The following is a 22,560-nucleotide window of genomic DNA, read 5'->3' on the forward strand; positions in this document are numbered from 1 at the left end:
ATGATCAAAAATTTAGGCGAATTAAAGGCCTCAGGCTATACAAGTAAATCGATTAAAGACGAATTAAGGGATAACTTAATCAAGCACATGGAGGCGGGAACGACCGTTTTCGAGGGTGTTCACGGATTTGAAAACTCCGTTATTCCCGAATTAGAACGCGCGATTTTATCTCGCCATAATATCAACTTATTAGGTTTAAGAGGTCAGGCGAAAACTCGTTTGGCTAGATTAATGATCAACTTATTAGATGAATACATTCCCTACGTGGCTGGTTCTGAGATTAATGATGATCCTTTGGCTCCTATTTCCCGTTTCGCACAAGATTTAATCGCAGCTCAGGGAGATGCGACTCCGATTGCGTGGTTGCACCGTTCGGATCGTTTTGCAGAGAAATTAGCCACTCCAGATGTAACAGTAGCAGATTTAATTGGTGATGTGGATCCGATCAAAGCTGCTAATTTGAAATTATCGTATGCAGATGACCGCGTGATTCACTTCGGGATGATTCCGAGAGCAAACCGTTGCATCTTCGTGATTAACGAAATTCCAGATTTACAGGCCCGTATTCAGGTAGCTCTATTCAATATTCTTCAAGAAGGTGATATTCAAATTCGTGGTTTCAAATTGCGTTTACCATTAGATCTTCAATTCATCTTCACGGCGAATCCGGAAGATTATACAAACAGAGGTAGCATTGTGACTCCTTTGAAGGACCGGATTGGATCTCAAATTTTGACCCATTACCCAGAAACCATTGCGATAGCACGCAAGATATCATCTCAAGAAGCACGCATTAATGTTGCTCAATCTGATCGAGTTTATGTTCCGAATTTAGCCTACGATTTATTAGAACAAATCATTTTTGAGGCTAGAGAAAGTGAGTATATCGATACCAAAAGTGGCGTCAGTGCGCGTATGAGCATCTCGATGCTAGAAAGTTTAGTGAGTACGGCAGAAAGACGTGCCCTGTTAAATAAGGAATCAAAAACGACTGTTCGTTTAGCAGATTTCATGGGAATCATCCCAGCCATCACAGGAAAGGTAGAATTAGTCTACGAAGGTGAGCAAGAAGGCGCTGCATTCGTGGCCGAGCAATTGATTGGCTCTGCTATTAAAACTTTCTTCCCTGGTCTTTTCCCCAAAATTGAAAAGCTTTCAAAGAAAATCGAAGAGAGTCCTTATGCAGTGCTGATGGAAGCTGTTTATGCCGAAGGCGGTGTGGTTTTATATGATGAATGCAATGCGGCGGATTATGCTTCGACATTAAATGATATTAAGCCTTTAGAGGATTTGATCGTACGTTATCAACCAAATATTGAGGCGGCTGATAAATTGTTCTTGAAGGAATTTGTGCTGTGGGCGCTGGCGGAGTATCAGAAGTTGGGGAAGGAAAGATTAACCAACGGGTTTAAATTCAACGACTTATTTTAATTAGTCGTAAAGATTAAAGCATAAATCACAAAGAATAAAGGTGGTATCGCCTGCGGCGATTTATCTCTGAAATATTTAAAACGGACCATAAAAAAAGAGAACGATTTTCGTTCTCTTTTTTTATTCCTACTTTATTCTTTGTGCTTTATGCTCTATACTTTGCAAATAATTTCTGCTTCGCAGAAATTATTTGCCAATACAAAACTTCCCAAAAATATTCTTCAGCAAATCATCATTCGATATCTGCCCCGTAATCTCACCTAGATGATGAAGGGCATAGCGAAGGTCTTGTGCGATGAGATCGCCAGTCAAACCTGTCTTTAATGCTGCAAGAACACCTTCTAGCGTTTCTTGCGTCTGCAATAGCTGCTGGTAGTGGCGAAGATTCGTCACTAAAGTTCCGCTAGTACTGACTTGATCTAAACCAATTACGTTTAATAGAGCGGTTTCAAGGTCGTTTAGTCCTTCGCGGTTCTTGGCAGAAATAGCTATCAAATCAGGGATTGCCGATTGAAATGCAGACAAATCAGCAATCTGATCCACCTTATTCAACAACTTAATCACAGGAATATCTAAAGACCCTAGTGCTTCCACACCGGCCGCAAATCCAGCAGGCGTTTCAGATGTGGCATCCGCCATGTAAATCACTACCTGCGCCTTTTTCACCCACGCCTGCGTTCTCTCCACTCCTAGTGCCTCGATGACATCCGTCGTCTCCCGTAACCCAGCCGTATCTACTAAGCGAAATTTGATTCCGCCTAAAGTCCATTCGTCCTCTAGACTGTCGCGCGTCGTTCCAGCGATATCGGACACAATGGCTCTATCTTCGTTTAATAGGGCATTTAATAACGTTGATTTTCCGGCATTGGGTTTCCCCACAATAACAGTAGCTACTCCATTCTTTACCGCATTTCCGGTTCTGAAACTCGCCACTAAAGGACGAATATTCGCTAATAATTGATTCACCAAATCTTCTAAATCCTGGCGATTAGCAAATTCAACGTCCTCTTCGCCGAAGTCTAATTCGAGTTCAATTAAGGACGCAAAATGGATTAATTCTTCGCGTAAAGCGGCGAGTTCTTTCGAAAAACCTCCTCGTAATTGGTGTAATGCCGCATTTTGTGCGGCAGCAGAATCAGCTGCGATCACGTCTGCTACGGCTTCGGCTTGTGCTAGGTCGAAAGCTCCGTTTAGGAAAGCGCGCTGGGTGAATTCGCCAGGGCGAGCGAAGCGAGCCCCCTGTTCTACAAACAATTGAAGGATACTCTCTTGGATGAAAGGAGATCCGTGGCAGGAAATTTCGACCACGTTTTCTTTCGTGTATGAATGAGGTGCAATGTATAAACTAGCGACCACTTCGTCATAGACACGCCCAGCTGACTCAATACGACCATAATGAATCGTGTGAGAAGCTTGGGTGGAAAGATCTTTGGGCTTAAATACTTCATTCACGATCTCGATCGCTCGATCTCCTGAAAGCCGTATTACCCCGATCGCTCCTACCCCTGCGGGCGTCGCTAAGGCGACAATAGTATCGCTAAAATTCATGAATTACAGTAAGTTTGTCAACTTCATTGCGACAGACATATCGCCAGAGATTTTCACTTTTCCGGTCATTACCGCCATCATAGAATTCAATTCACCTTTTAAAATAGAAGTGAATGTTTCTTCTGTTGTAGAGATCGTACAATCCGAATCTAAATTTTCGTTAGATACTGATCCATCTGCTCCTACCACGATGATGCCTCCTGGGAAAGCAAACTTAAATGAAACGCCTTGGCCGCCTTTTTGGGCAGCTAATTCAATAATTCGTTCGTTGATTTCTTGAAATGTCATATGTTGATTAATTAGGATTCAAAATTAGTTGATTTTCATCAAACTACACATTTCTGTGGCAAATTGAGGTGAAATCACAGTAGGTACATTGATCTAAATTCACCGTTTTTTCAAAGGCGGTTTCTTTGGAGATTAATGCGTTCACCCAAAAACCCACCAATTCCTCCGATTCCCGAAGGAAGGAGGCAACTGATTCTCCTTCTATAAATTCTAAAGGAGCTGAAATCAATTTATCTTGAAAATTGCGGAATGAAATGATACCGGGTTGAATCAGTAATCTCTCAGCATCTAGACCCTGCAAACTAGGAATTCTCGCCTCCGAAGATTTTTGCAACTCTTTAGCCACTAAGAATTTATACATCCACAACTGAAAAAGTTTGGCCTTCATTTCCTCCTCGCGAAGCGTTTCTCCTAAACTTTCACCCGCATCGACGTCTTTCTTGACTACTTTTCCCGTCTTATAATCGACAATCCGCAATACAGAATCTGCTTTCAGATCTATTCGGTCGATCCGCCCTTTCATTCGTATAGGCCACATCTCTGAACCTACAGGGACAGAAACGAGCGTTTCCACTACTTCCTCTACAGCTAATAACTTAATTCGCTCCTCATACCAGGCGGATGATTCATCGAAATAGGTGCCTAAAAGGGTTTTGGCAACCTCCTGAAGCACATAATTAAATCCTTTCTCTACCTCAAAATTCCCCTCTCGCTCCTTAATGGCTTCCATCGCCTCTACCAATAGAGGGGCAATTAACTCTTTCTTTTGTGCGACGGAAAGCCCGTCTTCCCAGCCACCGTTCGCAATCAATTTTTTATCAAGCAATTCCAACACCTTGTGTACCCACGTACCAAAAACATCTGCTCCCATCTCATCATCTCGCTGCTTCTCTTGTTGAAGGTTCACGATTTGGGAGAAATAATACTTCAAAGAACAACTCGCAAACATCGCCACCGAAGAGGGCGATAACCCGCGTTTCACTAACAAATCCTTAATTTGAGCAATCAATTCGGGCGTTTTTTCAATCTTTAATTCCACTTCACCATCCACTACCGTATCCGAACTAAATTTCACTGCTGGCTCCGTCAAAATCAAATGCGGATTAGTTTTGGCCCAATCATAGCGAATCTGACGTATAAAACGACTCACCTCCGCAGAAGAAGAATCATTCTGCACATAAACTAACATGGCTTCTTTAGGCCGCTGTAATAATCGATAAAAGTGATAGCTCGTCACGGCATCCGCCTGAGTAAAAGTTGGTAGTGAGAAGGCGGACATATTCGCAATATCCACCGGTATCAAACTTTCTCGCTTACGCGTACCCGGCAGACTGCCTTCATTCAAGGATAGCACAATCACCCGATCAAAATCCAAAGTCCTCGTTTCTAACAATCCCATCACGTGAAGAGAGCGATTTTCAGCCCCTTCGAAGGTCATTTTCTGCTGTTGCAATAGCTGTTTACAGAGCGCATGGCCACTTTTGATAGAAATAAACGGATTCGCTTTTGCGATCTCTTCTAACTTATCTAATACGATTAAAGCCTGCAAAATGGCCTGAGATTCCGCATCCCAATCGTCCTTATCCGTCTTGTATAAAATACTAGTTAATAGCTGAATAAGCGGTCTTAGGCATTCCTGAAAGCTAGAGGAAGCGGAAATAAAAATATTCCCTCCTACTGGAACCTGAGAAAGGTACAAATCAGATTCCCTCCACGAAGGAAGCGGAATGGAGTGCATTAATGGATGCTCTTTCAAAGACTTAACTAAGGCGACCGGATATTTCTCAAGCGGCACTAAAGCCCACCACATCTCTATCAAGGAGAAAACCTGGGACTTCTTCAAAGAATAGCCCATCGTAATATTCAAGCGATCTTTAAATTCTCCTAAATAGGGCAATAAAGAATCCAAAAGGCTCTCATCGCCTAAAACCAAAGCCACTTGCTCCAGCTCACCATGTTCCGCTTGCCAAGCCCTTATCTGTTCCAAAGCCACAAAAATCTGTGCAGATGGATTCGCTAAACCGATAATCTCCACCTGCTTCGGCTTATCCATTAAATCACGCTCCACCCAATGAAAAGGTCCACGAGATAAATAACCAGGACTTCCCGGATTAGCATAATCTCTCAACCAGTTCCCCGCCCGGTGGTGCTTATTTTTAAGGTAATATTCATCTACATCCCAAAGCGTCTGCGCCACATTCTCTCTCAAAAGCAAACGAATAATGGTCTCCTCTGATTTAGACAAGGCATTAAATCCGACAAAATAAATCTGCTTAAAGCCCAGCGATTTACCGGCCTCTAAAAGTTCCACTAATTTTCGATACGCAAGCCCCCGATAAGTCGTCCCTTTCGTTTCTAAGCGACTTTTCAAGCGTATATAGACCTCTAAAAGCGAATCATACAGCTTAAAATAGGCCTGGGTATTAGGAGTAATCCACCCATCCGCCTGATCCTGACCATACTCTTGCCCCCAACGTTCAATTGATTTCGCCTCGGATAAAAAAGAAAATAAAGCCGAAGGATCTACTAAGTAAAGATCGAGCGTGTCGAAGTCCTTTAACATCATTTGGCCCCAGGTAACAAAACGGTCAAAATCAATCTTAGGATCTACTTCCTTAAAACAGGCATAGGCCTCGAACAATAAATCAATCGGATCTTCCAGAACGGAATCCGTCATCTGCAAAGCAAACTCCTCAATCGTAAAAAAAGAAGGGGACAAAAATGGTCTATCCCCTCTGATCGCTAATTCCTTTTTCAGGTAAAGGATACCCCGCTGGGAGGGCATCACCACGGCAATATCTTTCAACTCTTCCATGCCATAAGCTTGGAACAGGTGATCTGCCGTTTTACCTAAAAATGTCTGCATTAAAGATTTCCTTTCTTCATTTCTTTCACCGCAAAATCAACCGCACGCGCCGTGAAGGCCATATAGGTTAACGATGGATTTTGAGTAGAAGTAGAAGTCATGCAAGCCCCGTCCGTCACGAAAACGTTCTTTACGTAGTGCATTTGGTTCCACTTATTTAAAAGAGAGGTCTTCGGATCTGAACCCATTCTCACTCCACCCATCTCGTGAATATCTAATCCAGCTGGAGCGTGCGTATCGCGGGTTTTGATGTTCTTGAAACCTGCTTTTTCATACATTTCAGTGAATTGATCGATAAAATCTTTGACCATTAAATCATCGTTATTATCGTAGCTTACGTCCATGTGCAATAGCGGCATTCCCCAGTCATCCTTTTTTGTAGCGTCCAAAGTCACTTTATTACTTTCCTTCGGAATCGTCTCCCCCATCATGTGTGATCCAGCGTACCAGTTCGACCACTTCGGGTTTAGTAACGAATTCTTCAAGCTTTCACCTACCGAACTTTGGTCCGCATGTGTTCCTCTTCCACCGCTCATTCCTGCCGCATAACCACGTAGGAAGTTCGTCTCTTGCTTATACAGATTTCTAAAACGCGGGATATAACCTGAATTAGGGCGTCCGCCAGCCGTTTTATAATCTAAAAATCCTTCGTATTCCGCAGATAGCGAAGCACGGTAATTATGGAAAGCAACGTGCGTTCCTAATAATCCACTATCGTTACCTAATCCATTCGGGAAACGAGCTGATTTAGAATTCAATAAAATCAAGTTAGTATTTATCGCCGCTGCCGTCACAAAAATGACCTTTGCGTAATATTCCACCATCTCTTTTGTGTGCGCATCTACGACACGTACGCCTACCGCTTTCTGCTTCTTTTCATCGTAAATGATCGAATGAACCACAGAATCCGTTCTGAGTGTCATGTTACCGGTCTTCGCAGCCCAAGGTAAAGTAGAGGAGTTGGCGCTGAAATAACCACCGTAAGGACAACCTCTTTGGCATAAATTACGCCCCATACAGGTTCCACGACCTTGTTGGATATGAATATCGCGAGGCTCCGTTAAATGCGCACAACGACCTATAATCACATGGCGATCGGAATACAAACGCTTCATCTCCTTTTGGAAATGCTTCTCTACGCAAGTCAACTCCATCGGTGGCAAAAAGTCTCCATCTGGTAAGGAATCTAAACCATCCTTATTTCCAGAAATTCCGGCAAAATGCTCCACATACGAATACCAAGGATCAATTTCCTTATAGGTAATAGGCCAAGGCACCGCAAAACCATCTCGTGCTGGACCATCAAAATCTAGTTGAGACCAACGCTGTGTTTGGCGAGCCCACATGAGTGACTTACCGCCCGTTTGGTATCCTCTAATCCAATCAAATGGCTTATCCTGGATATAAGGATGCTCCTTATCTTTGACAAAAAAGTGCTTCGCATCTTCCTTAAAAGCATAGCATTTCGAAATAATGGGATTTTCAGCCACTTCCTCTTTCGTTAACTGTCCACGGTGTTCGAATTCCCATGGACTCGTTAACGTAGTCGGATAATCTACATTATGCGTCACTAGGCGCCCTCTTTCCAGCACCAACGTCTTAATTCCTTTATCACAAAATTCTTTAGCAGCCCAGCCGCCCGCCATTCCTGAACCGATCACAATCGCTCCATACGTACGTTTTTCTGCATTAGTTAAAATATTCATACGTCGATTTATTTTTTAATAGGTTCACAGCCATTGAAAAATCCAGGAGCCATCACATAATTTAGGTGATTCACCATCACATATTCGGTCGTCATATAACCCCGGATAGTCAATCCTTTTAAGGTAGCCATCGCTTTCTGTGCATCTGAACCCATTTTACCTTTTTCAATTTGGAAAAATAATTGTTCTTTTTCTGATTCTGACACCTTCTCAATGGCAGGTAAAGCGGCTAAAGCCTTCGTTAACGTTGCAGATGTCGAGGGTTCATAACAATCGCGAAGCATCGTCTTCACAAAGGCAGGAACTCCTAAGGATACAGCCCCAGGAATACTGGATTCAGGAATAATCACTCCCATCCATTGATTTAATAAGGCATCTTGATCAGCGCTCCATTTAATGGCGGGCGCATCAGCAGCTTTTAGGTCTGTAAAAACAACGCTGCCTAAAGTAGCCAGTGCCATTCCTTTTACCCAATTTCGACGTGAAATAGTCTTCATATTTTATCTAGGTTTAATGAATTTTAATCAAATAATAACCAGCGAACGCCAAAACCAAAGGATCGAGCCATCGCTGGATGTAAATAAGCAGTATAATAATTATTATTAAGCAATCCTTGAGTCACATTCTGCATTTTAAAGAAGAGTCTAACTCGATTAATACGCAAGCTTACATAGGGATCCACTTGAATATAGTTAGGGATTTCATAGCGGTCTTGCAAATGATATTGTTGCATAGCAGGCATGTAGGCATCCGCAAAATAGGCAGATTGATGGTGCACATCTAGACCAAACTGCATATACAATAACTTCTTGTACTGCACATTTAGACCTAAAGAAGCATTTGCCACGAAGCTAGGCATTCTAATCACATCTGGGCCTGTCTTCGTATTAACAAAAACCTGGGAAGTCCATTCAAATTTGCCATGCTTCCCTCCTGCACTAAAACCCGTGCGAAATACACCTATCGCATTCGCAACTTGCTTCGCATTAGCCAAGGTATCAAAATAAGCATAGTTATCAATTCGCTGAATCGTGGCCGTTGGGCGTAAATAAACCCCTTTTGTTTGTAAATCAATCGTACCGGTTAACTCATCAAAAAGGACATTTTTGAGGGATTGATCCCAACGAAAAGAAGCATTATAGCTCCAATTTTGGGCCACAGATGGACTAACAGACATTCGACTAGCTTTCACTTGAAAGAAAGGAGAAATAAAATTCGCCTGCAACCGGTAATCGGAGCCTAGTAAGTATTCTCCTTCCGCCGTAAAATCAATTTTTTCATTAAATCGCTGCTGTAGAAATAACCCCACATAATTCTCTAATCGATTGCGATTTATTCTTGCTATTGGATTATTTACATCCCAATAACGTTGCTTGAAATAAGTACGGTAATTAAATCCTCTAAAAATCCCTTTTATGCCTGTCTGGTGCGCATAAGATTGCCATTGATTTTCATTGTAAAGTGAATCCTGCTGCGCCTCAAAATTTTTGGAATAAAAAGCATTAGATAAATTAACGCCAAAATCAAGATCTCTAAATTTAGCCAACCGATTCTCCACATCAATTCGCTGAAAAAATTGCAATCCTTTGAATCCTATAAATTCATGATAGAAATGGAACTTGATGAAAGTATCTTTTGACTGGACGCCAGAATTAGTAAAAAGCGCTGCATTATCAACATACTTCAATGCTGTGGTGGGATCTAAGCCTTTTAACAGCTGAATACCTCCTTGATCTTGAATGCCCAGATCAAAATAATTCAAATGTGTTAACAATCGATACCGATTATTGCGCGTTCTGAAATTTGTTTGCAATAACACCCCCCACTGTTCGGATAATGTTTTATTGCCCGTTTTAAACTTACTATCTGTTAAAAACTTATCTGAAACCAACCTCTGAATCTCAAACCCAATATTCCAAAGTGAATCTACATTACGGGCAAAAGTAAAATTTAGGCGAGTTTGACCTCCTGCGCCTAAGTAATATTCCACATCCGAATAGGGCGATTTAGTCTGGTAATATTTAACCTCATCGGTGACAAAAGCATATGGCAGGTAGGCATTATACCCCATTTGAGCACCTAGTTGATCAGCTTTCTTTACAAATAGGTTTCTCACCGCAGTACCTTCATTACCCAAATTAGCCGTTAAAAAACTCGATCGTTCTTGAAATAAATAGCGGTGAAACAAGTATAAACTGGTATCTACCGAATTTTTTGTTCCTCGACCGTTTAACACATCATCTTCCACAAAATAAGACATGGTTTGAGGTCCATAAACCATTTTAGTAGAATCGTCTAAAGCTGCACGCCCAGATTTATTACCAGCGTCTTTAGATTTTGCTGTATTAGGATCTCTAGGTACCATTGGATCAGGAAAACCATTCCTTTCCTCCACGGGTACCTGCCCTACCCTCGGCCTCTGAGCAAAAAGCGGCGATAAACAACCTAAAAACAATAAAAATATTAATCTATATTTCACGCTGCAAAGTTAAATTTTTCCCAACCAGTCCCAAAACTGCTCTTCTTGATCGATGAAATACATTTCCATCGGTAAATAGTATAAATGATTCGCTAGATTAGGTAAATCTTTAATTTGAGTCATTAAACGAACATAATCCTTATGTGTAGTTAAATACCCTTCATCGCCTGACATCATTTTGGCCTGCTGTTCTAATTCTAACAACTCGATTTCCGTAAATCGGTGATGATCTCCATAAATGACTTCATCTTGGATTTGGCCTAAAGTAGATGCATGCGTAAAAAAAGGTTTAGGATCAGCAATTCCAGCAAATAAGGACCATTTAGTAGGCAAATGTTCCCGTGGACCTTGTGGTTTCCCATAACGTACACCCGTATAAAAGATAGGCTTTTCTTGTTTTGTATTTCGTAAAACTCCTTGTGCAAAATTTGACTTCTGCTCTTTCGTCAGAATCCCCGGACAACGTGTCACAATAACAGCATCAGCGCGTTTAATTCCTTTCGCAGACTCTCGTAAACGCCCTTGAGGCAACATTGAATCAGCATAAAAAGGCTGAGAAAAGGTGGAACATACTAAATTAACGGATCCTTTAATGGAACGGTGTTGAAAGGCGTCATCCAGTAATAACACATCCACCTCTGGCATTTGTTGCACACCCTCTGTTCGTTTTTCACAAACTGCTACCGGAAGCTCTGGAAATACCGTTTTATAGGCCAAAGGTTCATCTCCCACCTCATCAGCCGTCGATTCCACATTCACCTCCACATATCCTTTTGTTTTACGCCCATAACCACGACTCAAGATGCCTAATCGATCATTCCCTCGCCAGTTTTGGACTAAATAAGTCACCAAAGGACTCTTCCCCGTACCACCCACCGACAGATTCCCCACTACAATCACCCGAGGCTTATCAAACAAGGTAGAAGGCAGAATTCCCCAGTCGAAGAGTTTATTTCGAACATAGGTAATTAAACCAAAAAGCAAGGAAGGAAGAAAGGTGATTATCTGCTTCATATAATAACCTTAAAGCTAAAAATAATACGGGAGGGCACAAAATCGAATAGAAAATAATAAATTGCATCATGTCTAAAATCAGTCTCCGTTTTCTTCCCCACGAACTACAATTTCACTTCGAAGCAGGCACCTCGCGGGGCGTCTTAACGAAAAAGAAATCTTATTATGTGGAAGTCTCGGATGGGAATCGGGTGGGAATCGGAGAAGCGGGTCCCTTGTTTGGACTGAGTCCAGAGTTTCAAGAAGACTGCTTACCTGCATTCATCGAGAGTCTATCCCCTTTTCAAGGGATTGAATCACCCTCAGAGATTTCTGAACTAATCTCTGAAATCCCTTTTGAGCAACCCTCCTTTCGCTTTGCTTTAGAGACTGCCCTTCTCGATTTAAATAAGCCCTTCACGAATGATTTTGCCAAAGGTTCAGCAGCGATACCCATCAATGGCCTAATTTGGATGGGAAGCGCCGTATTCATGCGCGAGCAAATCGAGCAAAAATTGCAACAAGGCTATTCCTGCTTGAAGTTAAAAATAGGAGCCATTGATTTTGAGACCGAATTATCGCTGTTAAAAAGCATTCGTTCACGCTTTTCTGCCTCTGATCTGACACTACGCGTAGATGCAAATGGTGCCTTTTCTCCAGCTGAAGCCCCTTTTAAACTAGAGCAACTAGCATCCTTTGACTTACATTCGATTGAACAACCGATCAAAGCGGGTCAACCCGAGGAAATGAAAAAGCTGGTGGCTCAGCAGATTCTTCCTATCGCATTAGATGAGGAGCTCATAGGCATGCAGGATAAATCCATCGCCGCATTTATCAATCCGGACTACATCATCTTAAAACCAAGTTTCCTGGGCGGGATACAAGCGACTAGAGATTGGATTGATTGGGCTGTTGAAAACGGCAAGGAATGGTGGATAACGTCTGCTTTGGAATCCAACATAGGTTTACAAGCCATCGCTCAACTGACCGGGGATTATGCCGTTAAAATTCCACAGGGATTAGGCACAGGACAATTGTATACCAATAATTTCGCCTCAGGTCTTTCCATCGAGAAAGGAAATATCAGTTTTGAACCGACAATTCCAAGGGAATCTCCTTTTCAAAACATATCTTTGTGAAAAATAAACGATTATTATGAATACGATTGATGAGGCGATGATCGCCATCTTAGAGAAGCGATTAGAATTAAGCAAATTGAATTACTCGGATGAAACGTATGATGATGTAGAAGAGATGCTACATGACCTAGAAGATGATTTCAATGAGAAATACGGTGATCAATTAGAGGATATCTTAGAAAAGGTTCACTTGAAGCACTGCCCAGAATCAGACGTATTATTGCCTACCGCTTATTTGGCGAAGAAATTCGTAGAAACGGCTGACGGTGAAATCGAAATTGGTAAAAAAGAAGGAGTAGAAGTAGAATGGATCGAGGATCCGGTGGCGAATGCCCGCTTAGTTTTACTTCCCGCTCCCACCCGCGTTTTGTTAATGACCCCTAAAGGCATTGATATTGTTTGGGAGGCAGAATAAATCAAAAAGGAGCTTTTCGAAGCTCCTTTTTTTATACCCAGTCAATACCTTTTTTCAGCAAATCAAACGTTTTCTGACCTTCCGGATAAACCTGTGGATCGTACATGTATTCCCAAGTAGCTATCGGCGGCAAACTCATCAAGATCGATTCAGTTCTACCGTTTGTTTCTAATCCAAACTTCGTCCCCCGGTCGTGTACTAAATTAAATTCGACATAGCGACCTCTGCGAATGTATTGAAAATCCTTTTCTGCCTGTGTGTATGCTGTAGACGCATTCAAACGCATTAAATGACTGTAAATAGGCTCAAAGGATTCACCTACCGCCTTAACAAACTCAAAAACCGTTTCTTTATCCCCTTTGATATAATCAAAGAAGATTCCACCGATTCCACGGGTCTCTTCCCGGTGTGGGCTGTAGAAATAATCATCTGCCCAGTTCTTATACTTTGGATAATAGCTTGAATCGAAACGATCACAAACGGCCTTTAATTGCTCATGAAACCACTTCGCTTGTTCAGGAATGATAATGTGAGGCGTTAAATCAATTCCTCCACCGAACCAAAACTCCCCATTACTCAATTCAAAATACCGCACATTCATGTGAATGATAGGAACCCAAGGACTTTCTGGATGCATCACGATGGAAACACCTGTGGCAAAAAAATCCACTTCTTCCGTTACATTCAAACTAGTCACCATCTTCGGATGAAGTGGCCCTTCTACCGCTGAAAAATTCACTCCGGCCTTTTCTAAAATAGCGCCTTTGGCTAAAACCCGAGTTCGTCCGCCCCCACCTTCGGCTCGCTTCCAATTGTCTTCTTTAAATGAAGCTGCGCCATCTGTCGCTGAAATTCCAGCGCAAATTATATCCTGTAAGCCTTGAAAATAGGCGGCAATGTCGTGTTTATCCATTTTACTGAGGGGAACCTGTCGAATCAGACGCGGTTGCATTATTTTCTAATAAGGCGTTCATGGAGTCTAATTCTGCATCTGATACTTGAAGTGAATCAGGTAAGGCATAGGAACCATTTGAACAATCAAATTCTTTCTTCACCACGCGTCTATCTAATTTTTCGAACGGTTCTGGACGGTATTGTGCTAACATCGGATCTTTTACTACTTTGATCATAAATCGTTTAAAGATAGGCAAGGCTGTTTTAGAGCCTTCACCCAAAGCACCCGTTCTAAAGTGAATCGAGCGATCATCTCCCCCTACCCAAACGCCGGAAATCAAATTATGCGACATCCCTATGAACCAACCATCTGAGTGATTCGAAGTAGTACCTGTTTTTCCAGCAAAAACTCGGGCATAGCGATTGTCTTTGGGCAATAAAATATCTCCTTCACCATATAATAGAGAGCTACCCGTACCACTTTCGTGTATTACTCCCTCCAGCATATAACGAACTAATTGGGCAGATTCCTTCCGGATTACCTGCTCCATCGTAGGATCGAAACGTTGCAATACTTTTCCATTCTGATCCTTGATCTCTTGCACCAGCATAGGTTCTACGTGCATACCTTCATTTACAAAAGCAGAATAAGCACCAATCATCTCGAATAAATTCACATCGAATGAACCTAATCCGATAGAGGCGACCGCCTTTAATGGACTCTTGATTCCCATTTTCTTGGCATAATACATCACGGTATCTGCTCCCACTTCGTTAGTTAATCGGGCGGTAATCGAGTTAATACTTTGGCCTAAAGCTCGTTTAATGGGCATTTCTCTGCCTGAGAATCCACCGTTTGCATTACCTGGGCGCCACATTTCCTTCTCGCCTTTTGCATTCTCCACCTCGATCTCAAATGGCTCGTCGCGCATCATGTAACAAGGTGACAAGTCTTTAGGGCCGTCAATGGCGGAGGTGTAGACAAAGGGTTTAAAGGTAGATCCAGGCTGACGACGACCTTGTTTTACGTGATCATATTTGAAATATTTAAAATCTAAACCACCCACCCAAGCCTTGATGTGGCCTGTGAATGGATCCATCGTCATCATACCTGCCTGCAAGAATTTCTTATAATATTGAATCGAATCATAGGCGCTCATCGTACGTTTCTCTTCGCCGATCGCGTTGCGAGAATACACCCACATATCTCGCTTCACATCCTTCATGTAATGCCTTACAGAATCAAGATTCTTAGGAAAACGAGCCGATAAATACTTGTAATACTCTGTACGTTTCGCCACTGTATCGATGAAACCAGCTATCTCCTGGCCATTTTCGCCTACCCAAGGGTTCTGGTTTGCCCAGTGATTATCAAAATTCCTTTGAGTCGCCCGCATCCCTTCTTCGACTGATTCTTCCGCGTAAATCTGCATTTTAGAATCAATCGTAGTCATAATCTTCAAACCGTCACGGTACAGATCTAATTCGATATCATTCTTCTCAGCCCATTCATTCAGGTATTTCGCAACGGCAACTTTAAAATAATTACCTGTACCGTCATACGGAGATTCTTCGTTTTCACGCAACTCAATAGGCATTACAGCAAGTGAATCGTAATCTGATTTGCGTAAGTAACCTGCTTTCACCATTTGGGCTAAAACAACATTACGACGCTTCCAGGCTTTGTTTTCTGCCAAAGGTTTCCCTTTGTATCGCTTCGGATTATAGGTCGTTGTTGCTTTCTGTAAACCCACTAAAATAGCGGCTTCCTGAATATTCAAACTATCGGGCGATGTGTTGAAATAGGTCTTAGAGGCTACTTTAATTCCATAAGCGTTATTGCCATAATCAACCGTATTTAGATACCAAAGAATAATCTCATCCTTCGTATAAAAACGCTCTAATTTGATGGCAGTGACCCATTCTTTGGACTTATAGATTAACTTATTTAATCCAGGTATATAGCCCAAAAGGCCTGTTTTCACAAAACCCTTCTTCGTTCTAGTCTTAAACAAATTCTTAGCTAATTGCTGCGAAATCGTACTTCCACCACCCCGATCGCCGCCTTTAGCAATTCCCACTAAGACCCCAGCCCAGGCTTGAAAATCAATCCCCGTGTGCTCATAAAATCGTGCATCTTCTGTCGCCACTAAGGCCTTCACTAAATAGGGTGAAATCTGATTGAAATCGCGGATAGGGGTTCTGTTTTCTGCGAAAAACTTACCTAAAAGCACACCATCAGCAGAATAAATCTCGGATGCCTGAGAAAGCTTCGGGTTTTGTAAGTCATCTACGCTTGGCATTTCCCCTGTTAAAAAGAAGAAATTTGTCTCAATGACTAAGAGGTACATCAACACAAAAAGAGCTGATTTAGCAAAGAATTTATACCCCTTTACGATGGGCTTATAATAAGGACTGGACTTGTCTACTTTGGAATCGTAAACAGTTTGTACCTTACGAATTTGTGTTTGTAGGAATACTTGTCCCAAGACAAGGTAACCAAGGCAAAAACTATAGGCACGTTCGCCTAGGACTTTTTTCACTATAGATAATAACCACACTCCTAATCCGACCATTTTACCTGAGATCGAGGCTTTTACCTGAGCGTATGTTTCCTTCACCTTAGTTAGCATATTAGTCGATTTCTAATTTTTCCAAGATACTCATTAAATCAGAAAAATCGCGAAAACCAGGACGGTCTTCTTTTCCTGCGGTCAAGCCTATTCCTTGAATAGAGGTTTGCTCCACCCATTCCTCTAAATCTTCCTCTGGCACCTCTAAACCAAGAATAATCGGATATTGCGCCGCCCAAATCTCAATTGAGGATTCCATTCCCTCCAACGATTTCGGACTATCTCCGGTGAGCAAAAATTGAGAGACATAAGGTGCCGCTGAAGCAAATAGAGCAGGCAAATTATCCGTATCAATGTTTACGCGAAGTATTTTAGGTAAATCGATGTCTTGAATTAATACTAAATTCACCTTCGAATCGATCTCAATTGCATCAGGTTGATGTGAAGCAACTAATGTTTTTATCTCCTCTGGTTTCAGTCCAGCACATTCGCCTACAATCTGAACGCCAGCTAACCAGTTTCGAATCTCTACGAATTTATCTAAAGGCATTGCCAAAGAGAACCCCAACCACTCTACTCCCATTCCTGCACAATAGCGCGCATCGGAGAGATTTTCAATCGAACTAACTTTCACTTTGGTTTTTAACATAGACGGGGTTCATACAATAAAGCAAAAATACGCTTTGTGCACGTATTTACAAAGATAAGCCTTAACTTGCGGCATAATTTCGTCAGGCATTGAACCTGAGCAGCAAATATGGAAAAAAAAGGACGCGTCTTAGTCGCTATGAGCGGCGGAATCGACAGCTCGGTCGCAGCTGTTTTACTATACGAGCAAGGTTATGAAGTCATCGGTATGACCATGAAAACATGGGATTACGCGAGTTCAGGTGGCGATAAAAAGGAAACCGGCTGTTGCTCGTTGGATTCTATCAATGATGCGCGACATATCGCGGTTTCCCTTGGTTTCCCCCATTATATTTTAGATATCAGAGAAGAATTTGGTGATTCTGTCATCGATTACTTTACGAACGAATACATTGAAGGCCGCACGCCTAATCCCTGCGTAATGTGCAATACGCACATTAAATGGGATGCCTTATTACGCCGTGCGGATCAATTAGGCTGCGAATTTATCGCGACTGGCCACTATGCACAGATCCGTGAGGAGAACGGCCGACATATTATTTCTAAAGGCGTAGACGTATTGAAAGATCAGTCTTATGTGCTTTGGGGCGTTTCCCAGGAGAGTTTAGCGCGGACGATTTTGCCTTTGGGACATTTAACAAAGGCTCGCATTCGCGAAATGGCAACCGAGCGAGGATTCGTTGATTTAGTCAATAAATCGGAGAGTTACGAGATCTGTTTCGTGCCGGATAACGATTACCGTGGATTCTTGAAAAGACGCGTTCCTGAGTTAGAGGAGCAAGTAAAAGGAGGTAATTTCATCGATACCGTGGGTAAAATTATCGGAAAACACGAGGGGTATCCCTTTTATACAGTAGGCCAAAGAAAGGGCTTAGGAAAAGCTTTTGGCTATCCAGCCTTCGTGATCGAAATTCGGAAAGAATCCAATGAAGTGGTGATCGGCAAAGTGGAGGATTTGAATCGCACCGGTATGTGGGTGGGTCAATTAAATCTACAGAAATACGATTCCATTCCTACGGAGGGAATAGAAACCATCACAAAAGTGCGCTATAAGGACGCGGGAACAGCTGGCCATGTTGAACAAGTGGGCAATCGAATTAAAGTCGATTTCGCTTTCGATGTTTCTGGTATCGCACCTGGTCAAGCAGCCGTATTCTATGAGGGGGATGATGTCGTGGGTGGTGGCTGGATCTTAAAGTCGTACCAGAAAGGGAGCGTTTTTGAAAACGTTCAATCTTTTCAAACTACTTAATCTTCGTGTGAATGCGGGGCATTTGAATCAGCTCCATGTCAAAGATTCGTTTACCATCAATCTTGAATTGTAGGGCGGTTTGCTCTTGATGAAATCCGTGTTGTCCCGCAGCCCCCGGATTTAGAAATAACATCTGGTTGCGATTCTGATCCCTTTTTACCTGCAAAATATGGGAGTGTCCACAGACAAAAATATCCGGCAATCCCATCGCAAAAGTCTCTAAAGCATCTGGTTTATAGGACGAGGGCGCACCAGCTATGTGTGTCATGGCGACGGTTACTTGCTCACAGGTGAATCGAGCGATTTTGGGAAACATATTTCTAATCGTCCGGTCATCAATGTTCCCATAGACACCATACACCGGCTTCCCGAAACCCATCAACGTATCTGCTACCGCCACCGAACCCCAATCGCCCCCATGCCAAATCTGATCACACGCTTCCACATGCGGAATCAAGCGCGGATCTAAATAGCTGTGCGTATCAGAAATAACTAAAATCTTTTGCATTTACTTGTGTAAGGAGATCAATTTACCCGCTGAAATCAATGAATTAGATCTCCATTGTGCTTTTTCAGCTTCGAAGGCCGCCTTCTTTTCCGCCGAAATATCTTTCGTCACCCAAGCTGGTGAACCTGCATCCTTCCAGGCTGAATACCAAAAAGATGTCACCCTTTGAGAAGATTGAATCATTCGATTAGGGATAGAAGTTCCTAATTTATTTCCATAGGCTAGAATAAACTCATCCGTATAATAACGAAGTGTTTTGCCATAACGCTCCACCATCTTAAATGACTTTTCCTCTCCTAAAGTCTTACGGACTTCGGTTTCAGCTGCGAACATTTCAGGAAGCATGGCGTGTGATTCTAATAAAATCTGAAAAATAAAATCCTGCGGTTTAGCTATGTATTCCGGCACTTTAGGCTGAAATAAGGCATAATTCTTTAATTGTGCTTCTGGAACTAGACTCTCCCACAAAACATGCATGCCTTTTTGATTCGTTAATTGACCGTCGTGATTTTTCGTTGTATGTAAAGGAACGTGTGCATCAGCCACGTAGTGTCCTAAATCAGCCGCATAAAACAAGACCGAATCGCGCAATTCATTTTTAAAGGCATGAACTAATCGACCATACACCCGATTCACTTCCCAAGGCACTAAACCTTCCTTTCGCAAGCTATCAAATGAATACTTTGCCACCGCTTGCTTGAAATCGTGGGGAATATCCGTCCGGTAATTGGGGCCAAAAACATCAGCGTCCATATCTAAATAATGCTTTGAATCCTCTGTTTTGTCATCCTTACGACGCACGTCGGGACGAATCGACTGTTGCACGATGTAGTCCTGATTTGCAAAAAAGAATAAACCCAGGTCTGAAGGCAAAGGATAGATGGCTAGCTGTTGTAAAGTTTTGTGAGCTAAAAAGCCCCAAGAAACCAAGAAACCACAGACAAGAACTAAGGATAATTTGCGCATATTATTTTTTTGAAATGAATGTTTTAGGGGCAAAACCGTATTGTTTTTTAAAGGCACGGGTGAAATAAGCTGGATCGTTAAATCCTACTTGATAGGCTACCTCTGACACGTTTAAAGAACCTTTTTCTAATAAGACTCGAGCTTGCTGCAAACGAATTGATCTAATAAACTCGTTACCCGCTAGAGAAGTTAACATTTTCAATTTACGGTAAAGCTGCATTTTGCTCATATCCAAAGCCTGCTCTAAATGCTCTACATCAAAATCGGCCTCATCTAAATGCTCAATCACCACCTGAGTGGCCTTGGATAGGAATTCATCTTCAAAAACAGGGGATTTTTGCAGATCTTGGTTCATCACCGAATCCTGCCAACTTTTTCGCATACGCTCTTTCGCCTCTAATAATTTAGCAACGCGTAATTCTAAGATATCCGCGTGAAAAGGTTTGGAAATAAAATCATCCGCACCGGATTGCATCCCTTCGATTTGGCTCTCTTGAGAACTCTTCGAAGTCAAAATCACCACAGGTATGTGACTCGTTTTTGAATTCTTGCGAATCTCTTTACACAGACTTACTCCAGACATTCCTGGCATCATCCAATCCGTTATCACCATATCAGGCAAATAAGTGAGAGCCATTTCCATCCCTTTTTCTCCTCTATCTGCCTCGATGACCTGGAATGATTTTTCGAAAATTTCCCGAATAAACGCGCGCATTTCCTCGTGATCCTCGACGATTAAAAGAATTTGCTTCTCTTGCTGTATCGTTACGACTTCTTGACCTATTGACTCTTTGGCTGCCGGAAGACTTCCAGTCCTCACCCAGCTAGGTTCAAATGCCTCCCTAGTCACTGGAAAATGTAGTTTAAAAACGGAGCCTGCTCCTAAATCACTTTGGACATCAATTGTTCCCCGATGTACTTCGATTAGTTCCTTACACAAAGAAAGCCCTACTCCCGTTCCCATCCGATCTACTTTCTCGGGAATCTGATAGAATCGATCAAAAATATGCTGAATATGCTCCTCACTAATTCCTTTACCGGTATCCATCACTTGAATGGATACTTTTGAAATCGTCTCCTGCGCGTCCTGAAAGGTTTTGTGCAGTTCCAAACGTATACCTATAATTCCTTCCTCTGGTGTGAATTTAAAGGCATTGGACAATAAATTCGTCACGCATTTCTCCACAATATCCGCATCATAATAGACCAATAACGAATCGAGCGGTGACTCCCACTTTAATTTGATTTGCTTTTGTTGCGCATACGCATCAAAACTCTGTTTAATGGAATTCAATTGCTTCACCAGATCATGCTTCTCCACGACAGGCTCCACATTACCCGATTCGATTTTGGATAAATCTAACAGTTGATTAATAAGTCTGAGTAATTTTTGAGCGTTTTGGTAAATCGAATTAATCTTCGTCTTCTGATCTTTATTTAAGCTTGCATTGGAGATAAAATACTTTTCCAAAGGACTTGTAATAAGCGTCAAAGGCGTTCTCAATTCATGCGAAATATTCGTAAAGAAATGCGTCTTTACTTGCTCCAATTCTTGAATACGCTCCTTTTCAATCTCTTTTAATCGCAAATCGGTCCTAAATGCCTCGCGTACTCTAACCTCCCGAATGAAGACATAAATACAAGCTGCAATAAATAAACTATAAAGAACATAGGCCCACCAGGTTCTATACCAAGGAGGCAATACGGTAATTTTCAATTCATACGGCTTTTCAGCCCAAACTCCATCCGAATTACTAGCCTTCACCTTGAATACATATTCACCTGGACTTAAATTCGTGTAGGTAACGGTTCGCTGTGTTCCCACTAAATTCCACTCTTTTTCAAAACCCGCTAAATAATAGGCATAACGGTTATTTTTAGGTCTTTGATACTCTAAAGCCACAAAATCCAAACTAAACACCGTTTGATCAGGTTGGAGAATTAAATGTTTAGTAGATAAAATATCGACCGTTAATGGTGAGTTTTCCTGCCCCACTTCCACGTCCTTGTTGAAGATTTTTAATTTAGTGAAATAAACTGGAGGTACCTCTAAACGCATACGTAAGCTATCCGATTTCAAGTAATTCAATCCGTTCACACCACCAAAAAACAACCAATTTTGGGTATTAGTAGCTACTGCATTGGTCATAAATTCTTTCCCCTGAAGTCCATCTGCTTCTTCAAAGTTGACAAATTTTAAGGTTTTGGCATCCATTTTAGAAATACCTCCATTCGTCGAAAACCACAAATCACCTTTCGCATCTTCCACTAAACCACGTAATGAATTACTACCTAATCCATCATTTACCGTATACACTTTAAACCCTTTTTCTGGTCCTAAATATAGGTTAAGCCCCCCACCCTGTGTCATTACCCAAATTCGATTTTTTCGATCCTGGTAAATTTTATTCACGTGATTATAGCTCAGGGCACCTGACTCAGCAGATTTAACATAATGGCGCAATTTATGTGTCGCTATATCGAACACATAGAGACCATAGCTTAGGGTGCCAATCCAAATTTCTTTACCATTTAATACTCGAATTGCTGAAATAGATTTATTCAAGAAATTAGATTTTCCTAATTCCGTAAAGGGTACCGTATATTGTCCTGTTTTTGGATTAAAAGAAACGATACCTTGACCAGCAGTCCCTAAAAGAAACTCCGATTTGAAGAGCTCTAAGGTGTTAAAATTAGCCTCCCTCACACCGGGCTTAAAAGGATAATCCACTAACTTTTTATCCTTCGAGAATAGATTAATCCCTTTCCCCCAAAGTCCTACCCAAACCCCACCATCACCAGCAGGATGAATAAAATTCACATCATACGTCTCTGTAGAGTTTAATTTATTCGT

17 protein-coding genes are annotated in these 22,560 nt (G+C 41.9%); 4 read left to right on the forward strand and 13 right to left on the reverse strand.

The features are described from left to right. Complete coding sequence (locus tag ACILP5_RS08740; RefSeq protein ID WP_395618277.1) at positions 1-1,431, forward strand: AAA family ATPase; 1,431 nt, start codon at positions 1-3, stop codon at positions 1,429-1,431. 186 nt (positions 1,432-1,617) lie between these two features. Here ACILP5_RS08740 and mnmE read toward each other — a convergent pair whose 3' ends face one another. From mnmE to lpxK, 7 genes are all read right to left on the reverse strand, one after another. Further along, entirely contained in the window at positions 1,618-2,979 is a 1,362-nt protein-coding gene (gene mnmE / locus ACILP5_RS08745) for a tRNA uridine-5-carboxymethylaminomethyl(34) synthesis GTPase MnmE (RefSeq protein ID WP_395618278.1), read from the reverse strand. Between the two features lie 3 nt (positions 2,980-2,982). Then, the gene (locus ACILP5_RS08750) at positions 2,983-3,267 is read right to left on the reverse strand and encodes an SCP2 sterol-binding domain-containing protein (protein WP_395618279.1); all 285 of its coding nucleotides are present in this window, start codon (positions 3,265-3,267) and stop codon (positions 2,983-2,985) included. A 43-nt stretch (positions 3,268-3,310) separates the two neighbouring features. Next, a complete protein-coding gene (locus ACILP5_RS08755) occupies positions 3,311-6,133 on the reverse strand; it encodes a PD-(D/E)XK nuclease family protein (protein WP_395618280.1) in 2,823 nt (940 codons plus the stop codon). Further along, entirely contained in the window at positions 6,133-7,839 is a 1,707-nt protein-coding gene (locus ACILP5_RS08760) for a GMC oxidoreductase (protein WP_395618281.1), read from the reverse strand. The genes ACILP5_RS08755 and ACILP5_RS08760 overlap by 1 nt, the downstream gene beginning before the upstream one ends. Before the next feature lie 8 nt (positions 7,840-7,847). Further along, entirely contained in the window at positions 7,848-8,336 is a 489-nt protein-coding gene (locus ACILP5_RS08765) for a gluconate 2-dehydrogenase subunit 3 family protein (RefSeq protein ID WP_395618282.1), read from the reverse strand. 23 nt (positions 8,337-8,359) lie between these two features. Further along, on the reverse strand, positions 8,360-10,204 hold the full coding sequence (locus ACILP5_RS08770; RefSeq protein ID WP_395618283.1) for a putative porin: 1,845 nt from the start codon (positions 10,202-10,204) through the stop codon (positions 8,360-8,362). 123 nt (positions 10,205-10,327) lie between these two features. Next, the gene (gene lpxK / locus ACILP5_RS08775) at positions 10,328-11,332 is read right to left on the reverse strand and encodes a tetraacyldisaccharide 4'-kinase (RefSeq protein ID WP_395618284.1); all 1,005 of its coding nucleotides are present in this window, start codon (positions 11,330-11,332) and stop codon (positions 10,328-10,330) included. A 68-nt stretch (positions 11,333-11,400) separates the two neighbouring features. On the opposite strand from lpxK, the gene ACILP5_RS08780 reads away from it, so the two are divergent. Next, positions 11,401-12,450, forward strand: coding sequence for an o-succinylbenzoate synthase (locus tag ACILP5_RS08780; protein WP_395618285.1), 1,050 nt, complete (start codon positions 11,401-11,403; stop codon positions 12,448-12,450). A gap of 16 nt (positions 12,451-12,466) precedes the next feature. Continuing rightward, positions 12,467-12,865, forward strand: coding sequence for a hypothetical protein (locus ACILP5_RS08785; protein WP_395618286.1), 399 nt, complete (start codon positions 12,467-12,469; stop codon positions 12,863-12,865). A gap of 31 nt (positions 12,866-12,896) precedes the next feature. On the opposite strand, the gene hemF is transcribed toward ACILP5_RS08785, so the two are convergent. The 3 genes from hemF to ACILP5_RS08800 are packed head-to-tail and all read right to left on the reverse strand — an operon-like array spanning position 12,897 to position 16,981. Next, on the reverse strand, positions 12,897-13,817 hold the full coding sequence (gene hemF / locus ACILP5_RS08790) for an oxygen-dependent coproporphyrinogen oxidase (RefSeq protein WP_395618287.1): 921 nt from the start codon (positions 13,815-13,817) through the stop codon (positions 12,897-12,899). Further along, positions 13,780-16,392, reverse strand: a complete 2,613-nt coding sequence (locus ACILP5_RS08795) for a transglycosylase domain-containing protein (RefSeq protein WP_395618288.1) — start codon at positions 16,390-16,392, stop codon at positions 13,780-13,782. The genes hemF and ACILP5_RS08795 overlap by 38 nt, the downstream gene beginning before the upstream one ends. A gap of 1 nt (position 16,393) precedes the next feature. Next, complete coding sequence (locus ACILP5_RS08800) at positions 16,394-16,981, reverse strand: N-(5'-phosphoribosyl)anthranilate isomerase (RefSeq protein ID WP_395618289.1); 588 nt, start codon at positions 16,979-16,981, stop codon at positions 16,394-16,396. Between the two features lie 108 nt (positions 16,982-17,089). Between ACILP5_RS08800 and mnmA the strand changes: the two genes are divergently transcribed. Next, entirely contained in the window at positions 17,090-18,232 is a 1,143-nt protein-coding gene (gene mnmA / locus ACILP5_RS08805) for a tRNA 2-thiouridine(34) synthase MnmA (RefSeq protein WP_395618290.1), read from the forward strand. Here mnmA and ACILP5_RS08810 read toward each other — a convergent pair. The 3 genes from ACILP5_RS08810 to ACILP5_RS08820 form a co-directional block, all read right to left on the reverse strand. Continuing rightward, positions 18,225-18,740, reverse strand: a complete 516-nt coding sequence (locus tag ACILP5_RS08810; protein ID WP_395618291.1) for a metallophosphoesterase family protein — start codon at positions 18,738-18,740, stop codon at positions 18,225-18,227. The genes mnmA and ACILP5_RS08810 overlap by 8 nt on opposite strands. Then, positions 18,741-19,706: a zinc dependent phospholipase C family protein gene (locus ACILP5_RS08815; protein WP_395618292.1), complete on the reverse strand. Its 966-nt coding sequence runs from the start codon at positions 19,704-19,706 to the stop codon at positions 18,741-18,743. Position 19,707: 1 nt separating this feature from the next. Then, a partial coding sequence (locus ACILP5_RS08820; RefSeq protein WP_395618293.1) for a response regulator occupies positions 19,708-22,560 on the reverse strand: 2,853 nt, incomplete at its 5' end.

Origin of the sequence: Aquirufa sp., assembly GCF_044239315.1 — a bacterium.
GTDB lineage: Bacteria > Bacteroidota > Bacteroidia > Cytophagales > Spirosomataceae > Aquirufa.

What these genes read in the sequence shown, in the direction of transcription:
- ACILP5_RS08740 (WP_395618277.1), top strand. Translation starts at nt 1, where the DNA reads ATGATCAAAAATTTAGGCGAATTAAAGGCCTCAGGCTATACAAGTAAA.
- mnmE (WP_395618278.1), bottom strand. Translation starts at nt 2,979, where the DNA reads ATGAATTTTAGCGATACTATTGTCGCCTTAGCGACGCCCGCAGGGGTA.
- ACILP5_RS08750 (WP_395618279.1), bottom strand. Translation starts at nt 3,267, where the DNA reads ATGACATTTCAAGAAATCAACGAACGAATTATTGAATTAGCTGCCCAA.
- ACILP5_RS08755 (WP_395618280.1), bottom strand. Translation starts at nt 6,133, where the DNA reads ATGCAGACATTTTTAGGTAAAACGGCAGATCACCTGTTCCAAGCTTAT.
- ACILP5_RS08760 (WP_395618281.1), bottom strand. Translation starts at nt 7,839, where the DNA reads ATGAATATTTTAACTAATGCAGAAAAACGTACGTATGGAGCGATTGTG.
- ACILP5_RS08765 (WP_395618282.1), bottom strand. Translation starts at nt 8,336, where the DNA reads ATGAAGACTATTTCACGTCGAAATTGGGTAAAAGGAATGGCACTGGCT.
- ACILP5_RS08770 (WP_395618283.1), bottom strand. Translation starts at nt 10,204, where the DNA reads ATGGTACCTAGAGATCCTAATACAGCAAAATCTAAAGACGCTGGTAAT.
- lpxK (WP_395618284.1), bottom strand. Translation starts at nt 11,332, where the DNA reads ATGAAGCAGATAATCACCTTTCTTCCTTCCTTGCTTTTTGGTTTAATT.
- ACILP5_RS08780 (WP_395618285.1), top strand. Translation starts at nt 11,401, where the DNA reads ATGTCTAAAATCAGTCTCCGTTTTCTTCCCCACGAACTACAATTTCAC.
- ACILP5_RS08785 (WP_395618286.1), top strand. Translation starts at nt 12,467, where the DNA reads ATGAATACGATTGATGAGGCGATGATCGCCATCTTAGAGAAGCGATTA.
- hemF (WP_395618287.1), bottom strand. Translation starts at nt 13,817, where the DNA reads ATGCAACCGCGTCTGATTCGACAGGTTCCCCTCAGTAAAATGGATAAA.
- ACILP5_RS08795 (WP_395618288.1), bottom strand. Translation starts at nt 16,392, where the DNA reads ATGCTAACTAAGGTGAAGGAAACATACGCTCAGGTAAAAGCCTCGATC.
- ACILP5_RS08800 (WP_395618289.1), bottom strand. Translation starts at nt 16,981, where the DNA reads ATGTTAAAAACCAAAGTGAAAGTTAGTTCGATTGAAAATCTCTCCGAT.
- mnmA (WP_395618290.1), top strand. Translation starts at nt 17,090, where the DNA reads ATGGAAAAAAAAGGACGCGTCTTAGTCGCTATGAGCGGCGGAATCGAC.
- ACILP5_RS08810 (WP_395618291.1), bottom strand. Translation starts at nt 18,740, where the DNA reads ATGCAAAAGATTTTAGTTATTTCTGATACGCACAGCTATTTAGATCCG.
- ACILP5_RS08815 (WP_395618292.1), bottom strand. Translation starts at nt 19,706, where the DNA reads ATGCGCAAATTATCCTTAGTTCTTGTCTGTGGTTTCTTGGTTTCTTGG.